Source organism: Hyphomicrobium sp. (genome assembly GCF_003987855.1).
Taxonomy (GTDB): Bacteria; Pseudomonadota; Alphaproteobacteria; order Rhizobiales; family Hyphomicrobiaceae; genus Hyphomicrobium_B.
In genome coordinates this window covers 157,180-175,988 of sequence record NZ_RXIZ01000014.1, presented here as the reverse complement: position 1 = coordinate 175,988, position 18,809 = coordinate 157,180, and the positions used below count along the sequence as shown (strand labels likewise).

The following is an 18,809-nucleotide window of genomic DNA, read 5'->3' as shown; positions in this document are numbered from 1 at the left end:
CTTCGGTCGCGCAGCTTATTCCAGCGGCAACAAGGCTTTCGACGACTATCGCGAGGCGACGCTCAAGCGCCTCGAAGAGGAAGAGCGCGAGTTCCGGGCATTTCTCGACCGGTTGCGCCAAGCGAAGGACAAGTCCGAGTTCGACCAGTTCATGGCCGAGCGTCGCGACCGTCCGGAACCCAACGTCGGCGCAACGACTTGAATTTGACCCCTGCGCAGGGCGGCAACCGCTGCCCTGTTCTTTTCTGCCTGACGCGGTCTTTCAAGCGGAGCAATGAGCGACGATGTTCCACCTTCACCCCCTTCCGCCGATGTTCGTGATGTTTCATTTCATCGGCGTCGCCCTCCTGTTGATCACGGCCATCTTCGTGATGCGGAGGGTCCTGCGAGCGCGATGCAGTCGCGCCGGTCTGAACCGCAGGTTTGACGGCGCTCGGTCCGGCGAAACCGGCAACCGCGCGTTCGACGAATACCGGCAGACGACTTTGCGAACGCTTGAGGCGGAAGCGGACGAATTTCGCAAATATCTCGACGGATTGCGCAGAGCGGCGGACGCCGCTGCGTTCCAGGCCTTCCTGAACTCGCGCCGTTCCGGAACCGGCACCCTCGCCTGAGTTGAGGAGAAGGGGCGGTAAGTTGCCGCTCCTTCACTCGCATATCAGGAATTCGCCTTTTTCCCCTTAGGTTGCTGAATTTTTAGGGGTGTTATCGTGCCGCGTCGTCTATTGTGATCGAACGGCCGTTGCGGCGAACGGGCGTGTATCGAGGCGACAAAATCACGGACGGCCGATGTCCTGGCAATTCTTGAAGAACGCTGTCGTGGCGTACGGTGGGGGCTTGCGCTCCGCGCTGGAGCACATCAAGGAAGCCTTCGGTTTCGAGGGAACTCAAACGCCCGCCCAATCGCGCGTTGCGTTCACGATCGCGGTCGTGGCGCTCGCAGCGAAGATGAGCAAGGCGGACGGCGTTTCGCTTCCCATCGAAGCGGAGGCTTTCAAGCGCCAGTTCAAGGTCCCCGAGAGCGAGTGCGCGCACGTCCGCAAGCTCTACGAACTCGCGAGCCGCGACGTCGCCGGCTACGAGATCTATGCCGCGCAGATCGCGCACATCCTCGAGGGCCAGCCCGACATCAAGATCTCGGTGCTCGAGTGCCTCTTTCACATCGCCAGCGCCGATGGCGTGCTGCATCCCTCGGAGGATCGCTATCTCGCGCACGTCGCGGAAATCTTCGGCCTCAGCAAAGGCGAGTTCCGCTGTGTGCGCCGCGGCTTCGTCGTCGACCTCGACAGCCCCTACGAGGTGCTGCACATTTCGCCGCTCGCGTCCGATAAGGAACTCAAGGCGCGCTATCGCGAGTTGGTCAAAGGCCATCATCCCGACGCCCTGGTGTCGAAAGGCGTGCCGAAGGAATTCCTGGCTGGTGCCGAACGGCGCCTCGCCGCGATCACCGCAGCTTACGACGCAATCCTGGAAGAACGAGGCCAGCGTGCTGAACGCGAGCTGGAATCCGCGCCGTGATGTTCGCGCCGGACTTTGGGCTCGCCAATGCCGTTCATCCGGCTCACAATCACGAGCCGCGACGCGGCGGCGTCAAGCCTTCGATCCTTCTCCTGCACTACACCGGCATGTCGTCGGCGGCGAAGGCGATCGATTGGTTGGCGCGCCCCGAGAGCGGTGTGTCCTGCCATTACGTCGTCGATGAACATGGCGAGGTCACGCAGCTCGTTCCGGAGGAACTTCGCGCCTGGCATGCCGGAGCTTCGTCCTGGCACGGCGAGACGGATATCAATTCGCACTCGATCGGCATCGAAATCCACAACCCCGGCCATCAGCACGGCTACCCCGATTTTTCACACGCTCAGATGCGCGGCCTCATCGCGCTCGCTCAAGACATCGTTCGCCGCCACGCCATCGCGCCGGAAAATGTTCTCGCCCATTCCGACGTCGCGCCCGGCCGCAAGATCGATCCTGGCGAGAAGTTCGATTGGCATCTTCTTGCGAAAGAAGGACTGGGACGATGGGTGCGACCGCATCCGGTCGATGAGAGCGATGAGGGCTTAGGCCCTGGCGCTCAGGGGCCGAACGTTCTCGATGCGCAAAAACTCCTGCGCTCCTATGGGTACGGTATCGAACTCACCGGTACGCTCGATGCGAGCACGGAAAAAGTTCTCCGCGCTTTTCAACTGCATTTTCGCCCGGCCCGCGTCGACGGCAGGCTTGATCGCTCGACGGAAATTACGCTGGAGCAGCTCATTGAAGCGGCCGGCAAGCGCGCCGCGGCTTGACGCCCTACCGCCAGGTGATGTTGATGCCTGACGCCGGCTGACGAACAGCGCAACCGCTGTCAGCACCGCAGCGACCGCAGGCAAAGAGATAAACGGACAGAACCGTGCTGAATCCACGGCGCCCTGAGATCCTCGCGCTTATTGCTGCGCTCTATATCGCGCTGGTTCTGAACCAGCCGTTCTGGCGGAAATTTCACGATCTCGTCTCGCCGCACAGCACGCGCGACTGGCTGTTCCTTGCAGCAGCGGGCGTCGTGATCAGCTCGATCGCTTATCTCGCACTGCTCGCTGTTTCATTGAAGCCGCTGCTCCGCGCCGTAATTCTCATTCTGCTGCCGCTTACGGCGGCGGCATCCTACTTCATGAGCGAGTACGGCATCCTCATTGACGCTCAGATGGTGCGCAACGTTCTCGAAACCGATACCCGCGAAACGAGTGACCTCATCACGTGGAAGCTCATCGGCTACGTTGCCATTTTGGGCTTTGTTCCAGCCATTGCCTTCTGTCTCGTTCCCTGGACGGAGCGGTCGTGGGCGCATGACTTGCGCGCGAAGTTCGCTTACGCAGCTGCCGCCACCGTTCTTTGTCTGGCGGCATTGATGCCGATGATTGGCGATGTGCTCTCGCTGGGCCGCGAGCATCGCGAGCTGAAGATGACGTTGACGCCGTTGAACTATATCTCGGCCGTCACCTCCTACTTGCGGCTCGAGGGCCGGAAGAAAGCCAAGGTCATCGAGCAATACGGCGAGGACGCGCGACGAGCCGCAACGGGCAGCACGCGCAAATCGCTCTTCATCGTTGTCGTTGGCGAAACGGCGCGCGCCGATCACTTCGCGCTCAACGGCTATGCGCGGACGACCAATCCCGAGCTTTCTAAGACCCCTGATCTCATCAACTTCCCTGCCGCCTACTCCTGTGGGACCGACACCGCGCAGTCTGTGCCGTGCATGTTTTCAGGGTTCGATCGGAAAGCGTTCTCGAATGCGAAGGCCGAGACCCGTGAGAACCTTCTCGACATCCTGAAGCGCACCGGCGTCGACGTTCTCTGGCGCGAAAACCAAGCCGGCTGCAAAGGCGTATGCGACCGCGTTCCGACCGAGACGCTGACGGGACACGTTGCGCCGACGTTCTTTCCGAGCACCGAAAACGGCGACGACATTCTCGTTGACGGCATCGATGGACGCATCGCCGAACTCGAGGGGGATACTGTCATCGTGCTCCACATGATGGGCAGCCACGGCCCGGCCTATTGGAAGCGCTATCCGCCGAAGTTCGAGACCTTCACACCCGCATGCAAGGATTCGCAGTTCAGCCGGTGCGAGCTTTCAGCGATCGTGAACGCCTACGACAATACGCTCGTCTACACCGACCATGTTCTCGCGCGCCTGATCGGCGTGCTCTCGGGCGCGGCCGACCACGGCGTCGATGCCGGCATGCTCTATGTCTCCGATCACGGCGAAAGCCTGGGTGAAGGCGGCCTCTATCTTCACGGCATGCCCTACGCGCTTGCGCCTGAAGCCCAAATCCACGTGCCGATGGTGATGTGGCTGTCGCCTTCGCTTCGGAAGGAGCGCGGCATCGATCAAAAGTGCATGCTCGATCGCGCCAGTGCGCGGGCGGGGCACGACAATCTTTTTCACTCGGTGCTGGGCATCATGAACGTCACGACGCGCGTTTATGACCCGGCCCTCGACCTGTTCGCCGCCTGTCGAGGCAAGCCTCAGAAAGCCTACGGCCTTTTGGCGCCCTAACGAAATAATGTAGCGCGGCTCCGTTACTGTGCGCCTCCCTCGCCGGGCTGCCGCGACGAAAAATACTTATCCCCGGTCATCCGGACTCATGCATGATCCGTATCAGAAACGTTTGGAAGGCCTGAGCATGGTTCGGATTTTTGCTGCTCTGTCGTTCATCGCCGCGCTGGCCGCGTCTTGCGGAGCGTTGGCCGATCAGCCCATCGGGCCAGTCTCGATGAAGGCGGATATGAGCGCCAAGGCCGTGACCACGGTCCTTTTTCAGGCCAAGCCCGGCGCGAAGCCCGATCTGTCCGGCAAGTTCCTCGCCTACCTCGACCTCTCGGAGTTGAATTTCAAAGGCGCAAACCTCGCGCGCTCCGACTTCTACGGCACCGATTTCACCGGCGCCAATCTGAAGGGTGCCGACCTTTCGCATACGCGGCTCGATCGCTCGGTCCTGATCCGTGCCGATCTATCCGGCGCGGACCTCACCGGCGCCACCATTCTGCGCCCGACGATCTATCAGGATTTGTCCGCCAACACGCAAGATGCACCCCATTTCGCGGGAGCCAACCTGACGGAGGTGCACGTCCAGGCCGAACTGTCGGGCTCCGACTTTCGGGGCGCGAACCTGACGCGGGCGAACTTCTATCCTCTCGAAGGCCGCCCGGGCGAGGGCACGCTCGCGACCACCTATCGAAACATCCTGAAATACTGCGACTTCTCCGGCGCGCGTCTGCAGGACGCCAACATGGAGCGCGCCGTTCTCTGGTTCGCGAAGTTCACGGGCGCCGATCTTCATGGTGCCAACTTTGCCAATGCCGATCTTTCGCGCGCTGATTTTTCCGGCGCCGATCTGACAGGGGCCGACTTCTCGCGCGCTGATCTCGATGGCGCAAATTTCGTCGGCGCGATCGGCATCGGCGAAGCCAAGGGATTGGACCAGGCGGTGAACCTCGATCGCGCTCAGCGCTGACGAGCGCACCGCGGCGTCAGGCTCGCGCGGGGTTCGCGGGCGATTATCTGAGAAACTGCACAGCCATTAACCGTTGTTAAATGGTTCGTTGTCACTCTCTTAAGACCTCATACCAAAGCCAGGGTGCCGATATGCTGAAGCGAGGCGGAGCTGTCCGTTTGCGTTCGTGTGCATCGATTGCGATTGGATTGATTGCGGCCGTCGCGGCAGGCAGCAGCGGCGCCAACGCCGTCAGCCTCCACGTCAAACTCGCCTGCTCGCGGGACTACTACGCCTATTGCAGCCAGTTCGCCTCGGACAGCCCTGAAGTGCGCCACTGCATGCGCGCGGTCGGCGAGAAGCTGTCGCCGCGTTGCCTCAATGCGCTGGTCGATGCCGGTGAGGTGAGCCAGACGGAAGTGTCCCGTCGCGCCGCCCAGTTGCGGCAATAGCAGCGCACCGCAGGCTTAGCCGCAAACGACGCGTAAGCGATCCTCATAGGAACTTGACTTGCGTGTCAGGAACCACGCTTATTGTTAGCGCGTGAGGTTGGCGCGCGGCCGGGCGCTTGGAACGTCCCGTCCGACATGCGCTCGCTACCAGCAACGAGGGCGGTGCATATGCTTGAGCTGAAGCCGTGGCGGCAGATCGAGGTTCCGGAACCTCGGGCCGATGAGACCTACGAGATCTCGCTCTTCGACAAGACTTACACGTTTCGCGGCTTGAAAGCTCTTCTGGGCGCCGCCGATTTCGATAAGGCCGGCGACCGCAACTGCGGCCTCGCCGCCAGGGATGACGTCGAACGCGAAGCCGCCCGCACGATCCTTTCGGGGCTGACGCTTCAGCATCTCTACGACCGGCCGCTGACCGACGATAAAGGTCAGGTCGATTCCGTCATGCGGATCAACTACGAGATCGACCGCGATACCTTTGCCGAAATCGCATCCAAGACGCTCGGCGAGGTGAAAAACACGCTTTTGCGCGCCAAGGCCGCGGAGGCCAAGCGCCTCGGCCGCGCGCTCACCGGCGTCATGGCGGCGGCCATCGCCAAATTGATGGACGTGCACGAACTCGTCTATGCCGCCAAGAAATTGAAGCGCTCAGGCAAGGCGAGAACGCTCGTCGGCGCGCCGGGAACATTGTCGTCGCGGCTGCAACCCAACCATCCCACGGACGATCTCGATGCGATGTCGGCCCTCGTCTATACCGGCCTTTCGATGGGCTCGGGCGATGCGCTGCTCGGGCTCAACCCCGCGATCGATACCGTCGAGAACATCACCAAAGCGCTGAAGCATCTCGACAGGCTGCGCCGAGAAACCGGGGCTCCGACGCAAATCTGCGTGCTGTCGCACGTCAAGACCCAGCTCGCCTGTCTCGAAAGCGGAGCGCCGGTCGAGATCATGTTTCAGTCGCTCGCGGGCACGGACCGCACGCTCATCGAGGAATTCGACTGCACCGCCGACCTGCTCGACAAGGCCTACACCACCATGGCCAAGCACGGACCGCTTGCGGGCGAAGCCGAGCAGTTCATGTACTTCGAAACCGGGCAGGGCAGCGAGCTCACCTACGGCAAGCACAACGACATCGACATGACGACGACGGAAGCGCTCTGCTACGGGGTCGCGCGCCGCTACGACCCCTTCATGGTCAACAACGTCACCGGCTTCATCGGCCCGGAAACGCATCGCTCTAATTTCGAAATGATCGTGTCGAATCTGCAGGATCATTTCATGGGCAAGCTCCTCGGCCTGCCGATGGGCATGGCGCCTTGCTACACGCTGCATTCCGAAATCACGATGGAAGGCCAGCAGATCGCGGCCGAGCTGCTGACGGCTGCGGGCGCCAACTACTTTATGGACGTCTATCTCTCCATCGACCGCATGCTCGCCTATTTCGATACCTGCGGTCACGACGACCAGACCATGCGCGAAGTCCACGGCCTCACGCCCGCGCCGGAGTTTCTCGACTGGGCGATCTCAAAAGGCATCTTCGTGCGCGATGAAGATGGCGAGGTCGAGCGCGGTCCGAACTGGGGCAATCCAAAGATCTTCTGCTCGGAGGAAGAATTCGAGCGGCTGCGTAAAAACCTGCCGGCGGCCTACGGTTTTGAAAGCGCAGGCCCGCGCCCGACCGAACAAGTCTCGCGCGCGATCAAGGCGAACCTTGCCGCCGCTCGCGAAGCTATCTATGCCGAGGTCACGCCCGAGAAGCTCGCCGGCATCGATTTCCGCCGCCTCGCAACCTCGGCCGAAACCAAGGCAGATCACCTGAGCCATCCCGATCTCGGTGCCAAGCCATCGGACGAGGCGGTGGCCGAACTCGCGCCGGAAGGCGTCGACGTGCAGATCATCGTCTCCGACGGCCTATCCGCTGAAGCCGTGCATCACAACATCCCGGATCTTCTTCCCGCGCTGCTCGACGGTTTGAAGGAGCAGCGCATCACGGCTGGAAAACCCATCCTCGCGCCCTACGGCCGCGTGAAGCTCGCCGAAGCGCTGGGCGACGCGCTACAGCCGAAGCTCATCATCAACTTGATCGGCGAACGCCCAGGCGGGGATGCGCTCGCATCGCGCAGCATGTCCGCTTACATCGCCTATCGCCTCGACGACGATGCGAAGGCCGATGCCGTCGAGTTCAGCGGCAATCCCGACATCCGTTACGAATACACGGTGATCTCGAACATCTATTCCGGAGGTTTGCCGCCCGGTGAAGCCGCCGTCCAGATCGCCGAGCGCGTCAACCAGATCCTGACGACCAAGGCGGCGGGCAATCGGCTGGAACGCGCTATTCACGACCGCTCGCACAACATGCGCGCTGCCGCATTTTAATATGCCGTCTTGGTGTAGGACGGAAATTCAAGGCGCGATCAGCCAAGGCCGCGCGTAGATTACGATGGCGATGCGGCCCGTCGCTAACGCCGCTCTGCCAAGTTGTCCTTCACGAATTTTAGGCCCGCGGTCTCACCCGACCGATGAGCGACGACACACGTTAGATCGAGATTACGCTGCTTGATCGTCAGTCTGACCTGGCGCGGAAGTTCCAGGCCGGGATCGATATAGATTTTGGCCCCGGTTGCAGAGAAGTCGATCACCACACATTCAGCAGGCTCGGAGCCTTCGATGGTATACACCGCTCCCAATAGGAAGGTTTTCAGTCGCGGACTGATCCCGCGCCGCTGCAAAGTACCGTTGTATTTCATTCGCCAGATCAAACGCCAGATCATACCGGGTGAACAAGACCCTCATCTAGCGCAGCGAATTTAAGGATCGCTTATCAAGGTCTGGTTCCGGACAGAATTCGGCCGGAGCGTTGGTTCGCTCCGGCCCGACGCCTCACGCCGTTATTTGATGAAATCAGTTCCGCAGGCTCGCTGTTTAGGCTGCCAAGGGCAACGCGGCCGTTCGCGCTTCACGCTCTCGTAACTTCTGAAGGAGCTCCTCCAGCCGGAGCGAAGGTTCGTCGACATCGGCTTCGAAGAGGGCCTTCAATCGCGGCGCCGCCTTCGCCGTAAACCTCGTCATCCATTCATCGTCGTACATCTTCGGCTCCGTCGCCCGGTTCGATGAGCAGAAAACGGGCGAGCGAATCGCTTGTTCCGTTACATCGGTGACATATGTTTTTGTGTGACGAGGCGGACCCTTAACCGAATTGCAAAGTTGTCGTGCATGGATGTGCGCCAGTCGAATTCGCTCCGGCGAACCCCGGCGTTTTTCCGGAACTGAGCTTTCACCCCACTGCATTTCAAGCGCGCTCCCGCCCGATGGCAAAGTTCATCGAAGAGATTTCTTGCTCTTGACAGGCAACCAAATGGTTGCATATTAGGGTCATGAGCATGGACGACGTCTTCAAAGCATTAGCGGACCCGGTACGGCGTCAATTGCTCGACAGTTTGCATCAGCGCAATGGCCAGACGCTGGGCGAGCTTTGCGAAGGACATGACATGTCGCGGCAAGCCGTCACCAAGCATCTCGCGATCCTTGAGGACGCCAACCTTGTCGCGACACGCAAGGAAGGCAGGGAGAAGCTGCACTTTCTGAACCCCCTGCCGATTTTTGAAATCGCCGATCGTTGGATCGAGAAATTCGAGCATGGGCGCCTTCGCGCGCTCGACGAATTGAAAAAGAACCTGGAAGGAAAGCGCGATGGCAAAGGATAGATTTGTTTACGTCACGTACATCCGCACGACGCCTGAGAAGCTTTGGGAAGCGCTGCTGACGCCGGAGTTCACACGGCAATACTGGTTCGGCGTCACGCTCGAGAGCGATTGGAAGAAGGGCTCGACGTGGAAAATGATATTTCCCGACGGGCGCGTCACCGACAGCGGAGAGGTTCTCGAAGTGGAGAAACCGAAGCGGATCGTTCTGAAGTGGCTGAACGAGTGGATGCCCGAGCTCAACGCCGAAGGCTTCTCCCGCTGCACGATGGAGATCGAGCCGGTCGAGGGCGCGACGAAGCTGACGGTGGTCCACGAGATCGACAAGCCTGCGTCTAAGGTGATTGAGGCAGTCGGTGGCGGCTGGCCGAGGATCCTGTCGAACCTCAAGACACTTCTGGAAACGAATGAGCCGCTGGCCATGACCAAGGGCGGATGCAAATCGGCGGCATAGAGAACCTTGGAGGAAAACCCATGGCAAATGATCGCTTCGTTTACGTCACGTACATTCGGACGACGCCTGAGAAGCTTTGGGAGGCGCTGCTGACGCCGGAGTTCACACGGCAATACTGGTTCGGCGTCACGCTCGAGAGCGATTGGAAAGTCGGGGCCTCATGGAAAATGGTGCTGCCGGACGGCACCGTCGTTCATGACGGCGAAATTCTGGAGTTTGAGCCGGAAAAACGTCTCGTCTTTCGATGGCGGGGCGAACGAAGTCCGGAAATGAGAGCCGAGGGTTATTCGCGATGCGCGATGGAGATCGAGGAGGTTCCGAGCGGCGTGAAGCTTACCGTGCTGCACGAAATCGACAGGCCGGAGTCGAAGCTCATCGAGGATGTGTCAGGCGGATGGCCGATGATTTTGTCGAACCTCAAGAGCCTGCTAGAGACGGGTGATCCGATGGCCGGGCTTCTGGCCACCCGCCGGTCGGCGGCGTGAGAGACGGAGTTTGGTTTTCGTCATCCTCGAATGTGCGAGCGCCGCGAGCGCATTCGGGCATCCAGCGTTAGAAGCGCCGAAGGCTCGATATTGCGTCTTCGACGAGTCTCGCGCTGGATCTCCGGCCTTCGTTCGCTGCGCTCATTCGGCCGAAGATGACGGTAAGCATTTGTTTTCCGCCCTCTTGACGTTTGGACGCTGACATCGCTTATCTCGCCTACCAGCCGGCCGGACGGCCGCTGCCGGATCAGCGTGTGGCGAAACGGGCTCTAAAGGCTCGCGAGCAAAACGTCCGGTGGAGGAAAGTCCGGGCTCCCAGAGAACACGGTGGCGGCTAACGGCCGCCGGGGGCGACCCCAGGGAAAGTGCCACAGAGAACATACCACCTCCGTGCCTTCGGGCCGGCGGTAAGGGTGAAAAGGTGCGGTAAGAGCGCACCGCGCTTCTGGCAACAGCAGCGGCAGGGCAAACCCCACCGGGAGCAAGATCAAATAGGGGTGGGCGCGCGGAGCGGGCAACCGCAGACGCAAGGCGCGTTCTCACGCTACCCGCCCGGGTTGATTGCACGAGGCGTCTGGCAACAGGCGTCCCAGATGAATGGCCGTCGCGGAGGCGAAAGTCTCCAGACAGAACCCGGCTTACAGGCCGGCTGGTATTACCCTTTTTCGTCGCCGGTCTTGCCCGCTACAGACAATTGTTCATTTCGAATTTACCGATCCGGCACTTTCCCGGCGCGTGCCCCAGTGCCGGGATAATTTTCCCCTATCCGCTCGCAATCCGTTGACGGATCGCAGTCATGGTGAGCCGGCGCGTCTCCCTGCGACGGGGGTCCTATGTCGCGGGTTTCGGGAAGTGTCTAAATGGGGAAATGGAAGTTTTGACACGATCGCTTCTCGCTATCGCATGGTTGCTCGCGACGATTGTTCCTGCGATGGCCTGGACGGAAGAAAGCGTCGCCAACAACGATCTTCACGGCACCCTGACCGTGGCGGCCGCCGGCGAACGTGAGCCCGTCGTGTTGATCGTGCCGGGCTCCGGTCCGATCGATCGCGACGGCAATATGCCTGGCATGCGCAACGACAGTCTCAAGCTGTTGGCGCACGGCCTGGCCGAACGCGGCATCGGCTCGCTGCGGATCGACAAGCGCGGAATAGGCGAGAGCAAGTCGGCAGCGCTCCGCGTCGAAGATCTCCGCGTCACGAACTACGTCGATGACGTGATTTCATGGATCGACGTTCTGCGAAAGCGGCCTGACGTTTCGAATGTCTTTCTCTTGGGCCACAGCGAAGGCGCTCTCATTGCGACGCTTGCGGCGCAGAAAGAAAAAGTCTCCGGACTTGTTCTGCTTGAAGGTGCGGGGCTGCCGATTGCCGAAGTTCTTGCGCGCCAGCTTGCCGCCTCCGGTGTTCCGCTCGCGCTGCAGGAGCAATCGAAGCGGATCTCCGAAAGCCTGAAGCGAGGCAGTGCCGTCAAGGACGTTCCGCCCGAACTGGCGCAACTCTATCCGCCGACGGTGCAAGGCTATCTGATGTCGTGGTTGCCGCTCGATCCGGCAGCGGAACTGGCGAAGGTGACGTGTCCTGTCCTGATCGTTCAAGGTACAACTGATTTCCAAATTACCTTCGATGACGCGGCACACCTTCAGGGCGCTTCGCCCGGCGCGCGCCTCGTCGCGATCTCAGGCATGAATCATGTCTTGAAGAATGCTCCGGCCGGTCGCGTCGCGAACTTGCGCACGTACAACGATGCGAACCTGCCGCTCGAACCCAGGCTCGTTCCTTCGATCGTCACCTTCGTGCACGACCACTCGTGAGCCTGCAGGCCGGGTAGAGGGTCGCGATGCGGTTCGCCGCCGGTCCGAACTTGAATCCTATTTAAGATCAAAAACTTAACGCGCCTTCTGAGGCGTGACGGCAGTCTGCGGCCAAAAACATGAGGTGCATTTCCGCGCCACACCACAAAATATCCTTAATAATCCGTTGACGACCACCAAATCCCATGCGATCCCATAGATGCCCGTCCGCACCGGGCAGGAATCCGTGGCAGGGCGCCGGTTTGGTAGAGGGCCCAAATTCGAGCGACCGCCACGGTCCCTTTCTGATGTTTCGGGCGACACGCGTTCCGCGCGCCGGCCGCCCGAAACGAAAGATGGTTCGGCCGAGCGTGGGAACGGCCTCGGTGAAGCGTCGCTGCCAGTAAACGAGTAGGGAGACGAAATTCGTTAGCTGGGGGATGGACCGCTTTGTCTCGACATTCACAAACAAGATCGACGCCAAAGGCCGGGTCTCAATTCCGGCCCCGTTTCGCGCCGTTCTCGAGCGCGACGGCTACGTCGGCGGTCTCTACTGCTACCCCTCGCTCGATGCTGCTGCACTCGATGCAGGCGGCGAAAGACTTGCAAAGAAAATCGACGGGCTTCTCGCGGGCCTGCCGGACTATTCGGATGAGCGCGACGAACTCTCTGTCGCGCTCTACGGCGACGTCCAGGTTCTCTCGATCGATGGCGACGGCCGCATCGTCCTTCCTGAAAACCTTCGCGTCCACGCCAATCTGGACGCCGCCGTCACGTTTGTTGGCCTTGGTGACAAGTTCCAGATGTGGGAGCCCAAAGCCTTCGAAGAACGCCGTAAGGAAGCGCGCTCAAAAGTCCAAGTGACGCGCAAGCTTTTCGCAGCGGGTGGCCGTTCGTCGGATGACGACGGCAACGAGGGAGCACGGGAATGACGCGCGATGGCGGGGCAGAGGGAGCCTCGCTGGGGCCAGCTGACAAGCACTCGCGCCACGTTCCCGTGCTCATCTCGGAAGTTCTCGAAACGCTTCAACCTCGGAATGGCGAAACCTACGTCGACGGCACATTCGGCGCCGGCGGATATTCGCGTGCGATCCTCGAAAAAGCTGACTGCTTCGTGCTAGCGCTTGACCGCGATCCCAACGCCGTGCGCGGCGCCGCATCGCTCGTCGCGCAATTTCCCGATCGATTTAAGATTGTCGAAACGCCCTTCAGCCAGATGGAAGACGCAGTCGGGGCGCAGCTCCCCGGCAAGCCGATCGACGGCGTCGTTCTCGATATCGGCGTTTCTTCCATGCAGCTCGATGATGCCGAGCGCGGCTTCTCGTTCCAATCCGATGGGCCGCTGGACATGCGCATGTCGTCATCGGGAATGAGCGCTGCTGATTTCCTGAATTCAGCCGACGATAAGGACATCGCCAACGTCATCTACACCTATGGCGAAGAGCACCGCTCCCGCGCCATTGCCCGCGCCATCGTCAAGCGTCGCGCGGAAGTGCCGTTCTCGCGAACGCCGGAGCTTGCAGAGGTGGTGTCGCGTGTTTTCCACGGCCGCAAGGTCGACGGCCGCCATCCCGCCACCCGTACATTTCAAGCCCTGCGCATTTTCGTGAACGACGAGCTGGGCGAACTGGCAACCGTCTTGTCGGCGGCGGAACGGATACTGCGGCCGGGTGGACGGCTCGTCGTCGTCAGCTTTCACAGCCTCGAAGACCGCATCGTAAAAAAATTCTTAGCCGAGCGAAGCGGCAAGTCTGCTGGGGCTTCGCGGCATCTGCCGCCGGAATTGATAAAATCTGCCCAACCAAGTTTCCGACTTGTTAACTCCCGCCCGTTAACACCTTCTAAAGGTGAATTGGAAATGAACCCCCGTTCCCGGTCAGCACGATTGCGCGCTGCCGTGCGTACTGACGCCGGGGCATGGCCGTTAGATCTGGACCAAATGGGGGTGCCCACACCGCATCGGTAATGCGCAGGCCGGACACAAGTAACGGAAAGTGTATCAAAATGCGTCTATTGAATATTACCGCCTTCTTTTTCGCGCTCACCAGCGCCCTTCTCCTTTACGCCCTGAATTACGAAACGCGCCGCCTCGAAGCCGAGGTGCAGGACAAAGAGCGCATCGCCGACGACGCGCGCAGCGACATCGCCGTCTTGAAAGCCGAACGCGGCACGCTCGCGCGCCCCGACCGCATCGACGGACTGGCTCGCCGGCTTGGGCTTGGACCGCCCAAGACGGAACAATTCGAGCAGGGCCGCGAAGTCTCTGAACTCGATGCGCGCTCGAAAAACGCCAACGGGCGCTAGGGAGCCATAAGTGACGGGGGCTCAGGGAAACGTCCGAACCATGGATCGCAGCGCAGGCCGCCTGTCCGAGCGCGCCGTCTACGCCGTTCTGTTTGCAGCGTTTGCGGGCGTCACCGCTCAACTGTTGGTTCTGGCGATACCGCGTCGCGCCGACGTGACGCTGGCGATTTCCGAACCGATCGCCGCGACGAGCTTCAGCCGTCCCGACATTGTCGACCGCAACGGCCGCCTGCTTGCAACAGATCTCGAAGCGCCGTCGATATTCGCTGACGCTGGCCTCGTGCTTGACCGCGATGAAGTCGTCGAAAAGCTTTTGACCGTGCTGCCGGATCTCAATGGCGATCAGCTGCTCCGCGATCTCTCCGACAAGAACCGTCGGTTCATCTGGGTCCGGCGCGGCGTCTCGCCGGGCGTGGCCCAGAAAGTCCATGATTTGGGATTGCCGGGGATCTCGTTTCGCTATGAGCTGAAACGCGCCTATCCCGGCGGAAAACTTGCCGGCCACCTGTTGGGCTACACCGATGTCGACAACCGCGGCGTCAAGGGGATCGAGCGCTATATCGACGAAAAGGTCGGCGTTGATCCGGTCCATTCCGCCGTCCTTTCGAGCCGCCCGCCGGTCCGTCTGTCGATCGACATCGGCGTGCAGCACGCCCTGGAAGACGAACTTGACGATGGCGCGCGCCGCTACAAGTCGGAGGGCGCAGCCGGCATTGTCCTCAATATCAAAACCGGGGAAGTGCTCGCCAGTGCGTCGCTCCCGCGCGTCGATCCGGCATGGCCGCTGCTGACGCTCGACGACAAGCACGCCGACCGCATTTCCGGCGGGACCTACGAACTCGGCTCCGTGTTCAAGACGCTGACGCTGGCCATGGCTTTCGACGAAGGCCTGGCGAAACCCGACACGCTTCTCGATGTTCGCGAGCCGCTTGAAGCCGGACGCTTCACCGTCAAGGATTTTCACCCCTCCAATCGTCCTCTCACGGTGACAGAAGTCTATACGCACTCTTCAAATGTCGGCGCCGCCATGCTTGGGCTTGAAGCCGGTCCTGAAAAGCTCGCGACTTTTCTGAAGAAAGTCGGCGTCACCGAACAGATGACAACGGAGGCCGGTCCGCTTGCCACGCCGCAGCTTCCGCCTCGCTGGAACCGCGTTTCGACGATCACGGCTTCGTTCGGGCACGGCATCGCCGTCGCTCCGTTGCAGTTCGCCGCCGCAGCTGCCACCATCTTGAACAACGGCAAGACGGTGCGACCCACGTTCCTCAGGAAGTTCGATGCCGGTGCCGCCGATGGCAAGGCCGTCGTCACGCCCGACACGTCGAGATTGATGGCAACGCTGATGCGCCTCAACGTCGTCAACAAGGACGGCACGGGCGGCAAAGCCGACGTTCCTGGCTATCGGGTGGGCGGCAAGACCGGGACAGCCGATGTCGCTGCCAAAGGCGGCTACACGTCGAACTCGGTCATCACCTCGTTCCTCGCCACCTTCCCGACGGACGACCCGCAATACCTGACGTTCGTGATCCTGTTCGAGCCGAAGGCGCTGGAGGGTGCGCGCGGCTATCGGACCGCGGGTCTCAACGCCGCTCCCGTCACCGGCGAACTCATCGCTCGCATTGCCGCTCAACTGGGCGTGGCTCCGCAGACGGTCACCGCCACGCAATAACAAGGAAAATCCGGCCGATTTGACGGCTTGCTTGCCGCAACCTATCAAGTTTCGGGCGCGGCGCCGGGGCGGCGTATTTTCGGGAGCGACGAGGCGGGGACATGCGGCTTAGCGAAGTGCTTCCAGCCGACGTTCATTTGCCTCCCGGCGCGAAAGATGTTTCCGTTTCCGGCATCACCGCCGCGAGCGCAGCAGTCGGCCCCGGAGCGATTTTCGCGGGCCTTCCCGGAGCGAAAGCCGATGGGGCAACATACGCTCCCGAAGCGATCGAGCGTGGCGCCGTCGCGGTCATCGTTGGAAGAAACAAGAACGTTCGCGTGCCCGAAGGCGTGGCGCTGATCGAGGTCGACAATCCGCGCGCCGTCTTAGCGAAGATCGCTGCGAAACTCGCCGGCCGTCAGCCGGAATGCGCCGTCGCGGTCACGGGAACGAGCGGCAAGACCTCCGTCGCCGATTTCACCCGCCAGATCTTTACGGCGCTCGGCCACAACGCGGCATCCGTCGGCACCATCGGCATCGTCAAGCCCTCGGGAGCGATCTACGGATCTCTGACGACGCCAGATCCGGTGACCCTGCACGCAACGCTAGCCGCGCTTGCCGATGAAGGCGTGACCCATCTCGCCTTCGAGGCTTCCTCGCACGGCCTCGATCAGCATCGTCTCGATGGCGTGAAGCTAACGGCCGCAGCCTTCACGAACCTCGGCCGCGATCACATGGACTACCATCCGACGATCGAGGATTATCTGCGCGCCAAGCTCCGCCTGTTCACCGAGCTGTTGGAGCCCGGCCAACCGGCCGTCATCAATTCGGATGGCGCCTACGCCGACGAGGTGGCGGCCGCAGCCAAGGCGCGCGGACTGCGCGTGATGATTGTTGGCACGCGCGGAGATGCATTGAAACGCACGTCGCTGTCACGCGATGGCTTCCGGCAGATCATCGGCGTGCGCTCGGATGGAAAATCGTACGACGTGGAACTGCCGCTTGTCGGCGCTTACCAAGTCGAAAACGCCCTTGTTGCCGCTGGCCTCGCGATTGCGACGGGCGAAGATACCGGCCGTGTGCTGCAAACCCTGCGCGAGCTCAAGGGCGTGCCGGGCCGTCTTGAGATCATCGGCGAGCGCAACGGCGCCCTGGCCATTGTCGACTACGCACACAAGCCGGAAGCATTGGCGGCTGCGCTCGATGCCTGCCGTCCTTTCGCGACGGGCCGCCTCATATCGGTCTTCGGGTGCGGCGGCGATCGCGACAAAGGCAAGCGCCCGATCATGGGCCGAATTTCGATCGAGCGCGCCGACGTCACCATCGTCACCGACGACAACCCGCGCAGCGAGGTGCCGTCCGCCATTCGCAAGGAGATCCTGTCCGGTGCGCCGGGCGCGCGCGAAATTGGCGATCGCGCCGAGGCGATTGCGACAGCGGTCGCCATGATGCATCCGGGCGATGTCGTCCTTGTGGCCGGAAAGGGTCACGAAACCGGCCAGATCATCGGCGATCGGATCATTCCGTTTTCCGATCATGACGAGGTTAGGAAGGCACTCGCGGGCTGATGAATGCGATGAAACCTCTCTGGACCTCTTCTCAATTGATCGCGGCACTGGGCGTCGAGCCCGACGGTGGCGATGGCGTCGCCGTCACCGGCATCTCGATCGACACCCGAACGCTCCAGGCCGGAGACCTCTTCGTCGCGCTGAAGGATCAGCGTGACGGCCACGAATTCGTTTCCACGGCTTTCAAGGCGGGCGCAGCCGCGGCCCTGGTGAGCACAGGTTACACGCGTCAGCCCGGCGACGGTGTTCTCTTCCGTGTGTCTGATCCGCTCGCGGCACTCGTTGCGCTGGGCCGCGCGGCACGCGCCCGTTTGGCGCCCGAAGCGCGTGTCATCGGCGTGACAGGAAGCGCGGGCAAGACCGGAACGAAGGAGATGCTGCGCACGTGTCTCTCTCGCCTCGGGGCCACGCATGCGTCGGAAAAATCTTACAACAACCATTGGGGCGTGCCGCTGACACTGGCGCGCATGCCTGAAGACACGCGGTTCGGCGTTTTCGAGATCGGAATGAACCACGCAGGCGAGATTCGTCCGCTCACGAAAATGGTCCGGCCACACGCGGCGATCGTCACGACGGTCGAGGCGGTGCACCTGGAGCACTTTCCCTCGGTCGCCGCGATCGCCGACGCCAAGGGCGAGATTTTTGAAGGCCTGCCACAAGGCGGCGCCGCGATCATCAAATTCGATAATCCTCATGCCCGTCGTCTGCGAGCCATCGCCGATATTCTCGGCACGAAGCCGGTGACGTTCGGGTTCGACGCCGCCGCCGACGTGCATGCCTCCGCCTTCCGCGCCTCGGATGATGGCAGCGACATGACGATCAATGTCCGGGATAAGAGCTATCCGGTTCACCTCGCGATGCCCGGCCGCCACATCGCCGAAAACGCTTTGGCGGTCGCGGCGGCGCTGGACGCGATCGGCGTCGATGTCGAGATGGCACTTGCCGCCCTCGCAGACCTCGCGCCGCCAAGCGGACGGGGCGCGCGCAGCGTACTCCAACTGGGTGGCGGTGAAGCCCTCCTGATCGATGAAAGCTACAATGCCAACCCCGCTTCAATGAAAGCGGCGTTGGCGACGCTCGCAACCGTTCCACGTCAGAAGTATGGAAGGCGCATCGCCGTCCTCGGCGACATGCTGGAACTGGGCAGCGATGCGCCCGCACTGCACGCGGGACTTAAAGATGCTGTTGACGCCGCCGAGGTCGATCTGGTCTTTGCCTGCGGACCGCACATGCAGAACCTTTATGATGCGCTACCCGCGGCCAAGAAAGGCGGTTACTCTCCGGCGTCCGCCATGGGGGACATTCTCGCCTCTCAGCTCAGGCCCGGCGACGTGGTGATGATCAAGGCCTCGAACGGTACGCGCCTCGGTGCGGTCGTCGAAAGGCTGAAAGCGCAGTTTGGCAAACAAGGGGCCGCAGCCTAACCGGCGGT

Annotated in this window: 20 protein-coding genes and 1 other RNA gene; 19 read left to right on the top strand and 2 right to left on the bottom strand. The window is 61.6% G+C overall.

Features of this window, described 5'->3' with window-relative positions:
- The 8 genes from EKK30_RS12955 to EKK30_RS12920 form a co-directional block, all read left to right on the top strand.
- Window positions 1-202, top strand: a 202-nt coding sequence (locus tag EKK30_RS12955) for a DUF2852 domain-containing protein (protein WP_290985743.1), incomplete at its 5' end; no start/stop codon positions are given.
- An 82-nt stretch (window positions 203-284) separates the two neighbouring features.
- Window positions 285-614 carry a DUF2852 domain-containing protein gene (locus EKK30_RS12950; protein WP_290985740.1) on the top strand — a complete coding sequence of 110 codons (330 nt, stop codon included), beginning with the start codon at window positions 285-287 and terminating at the stop codon, window positions 612-614.
- Window positions 615-789: 175 nt separating this feature from the next.
- A complete protein-coding gene (locus EKK30_RS12945; RefSeq protein ID WP_290985738.1) occupies window positions 790-1,518 on the top strand; it encodes a DnaJ family molecular chaperone in 729 nt (242 codons plus the stop codon).
- Window positions 1,518-2,285: an N-acetylmuramoyl-L-alanine amidase gene (locus EKK30_RS12940; protein WP_290985757.1), complete on the top strand. Its 768-nt coding sequence runs from the start codon at window positions 1,518-1,520 to the stop codon at window positions 2,283-2,285. Before EKK30_RS12945 ends, EKK30_RS12940 begins: the two co-directional genes overlap by 1 nt.
- Window positions 2,286-2,389: 104 nt before the next feature.
- Complete coding sequence (locus EKK30_RS12935; protein WP_290985737.1) at window positions 2,390-4,036, top strand: phosphoethanolamine transferase; 1,647 nt, start codon at window positions 2,390-2,392, stop codon at window positions 4,034-4,036.
- Between the two features lie 127 nt (window positions 4,037-4,163).
- Window positions 4,164-4,994, top strand: coding sequence for a pentapeptide repeat-containing protein (locus EKK30_RS12930; protein WP_290985734.1), 831 nt, complete (start codon window positions 4,164-4,166; stop codon window positions 4,992-4,994).
- Between the two features lie 158 nt (window positions 4,995-5,152).
- Window positions 5,153-5,425: a hypothetical protein gene (locus EKK30_RS12925; RefSeq protein WP_366927340.1), complete on the top strand. Its 273-nt coding sequence runs from the start codon at window positions 5,153-5,155 to the stop codon at window positions 5,423-5,425.
- 168 nt (window positions 5,426-5,593) lie between these two features.
- Window positions 5,594-7,801, top strand: a complete 2,208-nt coding sequence (locus EKK30_RS12920; RefSeq protein WP_290985730.1) for an ethanolamine ammonia-lyase — start codon at window positions 5,594-5,596, stop codon at window positions 7,799-7,801.
- Between the two features lie 83 nt (window positions 7,802-7,884).
- Here the strand turns inward: EKK30_RS12920 and EKK30_RS12915 are convergent, their stop codons facing one another.
- Both EKK30_RS12915 and EKK30_RS12910 read right to left on the bottom strand, forming a co-directional pair.
- Window positions 7,885-8,172 carry a PilZ domain-containing protein gene (locus EKK30_RS12915; protein ID WP_290985727.1) on the bottom strand — a complete coding sequence of 96 codons (288 nt, stop codon included), beginning with the start codon at window positions 8,170-8,172 and terminating at the stop codon, window positions 7,885-7,887.
- A gap of 175 nt (window positions 8,173-8,347) precedes the next feature.
- Window positions 8,348-8,512, bottom strand: a complete 165-nt coding sequence (locus tag EKK30_RS12910; RefSeq protein ID WP_290985724.1) for a hypothetical protein — start codon at window positions 8,510-8,512, stop codon at window positions 8,348-8,350.
- A 293-nt stretch (window positions 8,513-8,805) separates the two neighbouring features.
- On the opposite strand from EKK30_RS12910, the gene EKK30_RS12905 reads away from it, so the two are divergent.
- From EKK30_RS12905 to EKK30_RS12855, 11 genes are all read left to right on the top strand, one after another.
- A complete protein-coding gene (locus EKK30_RS12905; RefSeq protein ID WP_290985754.1) occupies window positions 8,806-9,129 on the top strand; it encodes a metalloregulator ArsR/SmtB family transcription factor in 324 nt (107 codons plus the stop codon).
- Window positions 9,116-9,580: an SRPBCC family protein gene (locus tag EKK30_RS12900; RefSeq protein ID WP_290985721.1), complete on the top strand. Its 465-nt coding sequence runs from the start codon at window positions 9,116-9,118 to the stop codon at window positions 9,578-9,580. The genes EKK30_RS12905 and EKK30_RS12900 overlap by 14 nt, the downstream gene beginning before the upstream one ends.
- 20 nt (window positions 9,581-9,600) lie before the next feature.
- The gene (locus tag EKK30_RS12895) at window positions 9,601-10,065 is read left to right on the top strand and encodes an SRPBCC family protein (RefSeq protein WP_290985718.1); all 465 of its coding nucleotides are present in this window, start codon (window positions 9,601-9,603) and stop codon (window positions 10,063-10,065) included.
- 220 nt (window positions 10,066-10,285) lie between these two features.
- An RNA gene (gene rnpB / locus EKK30_RS12890) (RNase P RNA component class A) lies at window positions 10,286-10,722 on the top strand.
- Window positions 10,723-10,933: 211 nt separating this feature from the next.
- The gene (locus EKK30_RS12885) at window positions 10,934-11,878 is read left to right on the top strand and encodes an alpha/beta fold hydrolase (protein WP_290985715.1); all 945 of its coding nucleotides are present in this window, start codon (window positions 10,934-10,936) and stop codon (window positions 11,876-11,878) included.
- Window positions 11,879-12,297: 419 nt separating this feature from the next.
- Window positions 12,298-12,789: a division/cell wall cluster transcriptional repressor MraZ gene (locus EKK30_RS12880; RefSeq protein ID WP_290985712.1), complete on the top strand. Its 492-nt coding sequence runs from the start codon at window positions 12,298-12,300 to the stop codon at window positions 12,787-12,789.
- A complete protein-coding gene (gene rsmH / locus EKK30_RS12875) occupies window positions 12,786-13,823 on the top strand; it encodes a 16S rRNA (cytosine(1402)-N(4))-methyltransferase RsmH (RefSeq protein WP_290985709.1) in 1,038 nt (345 codons plus the stop codon). The genes EKK30_RS12880 and rsmH overlap by 4 nt, the downstream gene beginning before the upstream one ends.
- Before the next feature lie 38 nt (window positions 13,824-13,861).
- Entirely contained in the window at window positions 13,862-14,161 is a 300-nt protein-coding gene (locus EKK30_RS12870) for a cell division protein FtsL (protein WP_290985706.1), read from the top strand.
- A gap of 40 nt (window positions 14,162-14,201) precedes the next feature.
- On the top strand, window positions 14,202-15,830 hold the full coding sequence (locus EKK30_RS12865; RefSeq protein ID WP_290985704.1) for a penicillin-binding protein 2: 1,629 nt from the start codon (window positions 14,202-14,204) through the stop codon (window positions 15,828-15,830).
- Window positions 15,831-15,931: 101 nt separating this feature from the next.
- Window positions 15,932-17,377 carry a UDP-N-acetylmuramoyl-L-alanyl-D-glutamate--2,6-diaminopimelate ligase gene (locus EKK30_RS12860; protein WP_290985702.1) on the top strand — a complete coding sequence of 482 codons (1,446 nt, stop codon included), beginning with the start codon at window positions 15,932-15,934 and terminating at the stop codon, window positions 17,375-17,377.
- Entirely contained in the window at window positions 17,377-18,801 is a 1,425-nt protein-coding gene (locus EKK30_RS12855; RefSeq protein ID WP_290985699.1) for a UDP-N-acetylmuramoylalanyl-D-glutamyl-2,6-diaminopimelate--D-alanyl-D-alanine ligase, read from the top strand. Before EKK30_RS12860 ends, EKK30_RS12855 begins: the two co-directional genes overlap by 1 nt.
- The last annotated feature ends 8 nt before the right edge of the window (window positions 18,802-18,809 follow it).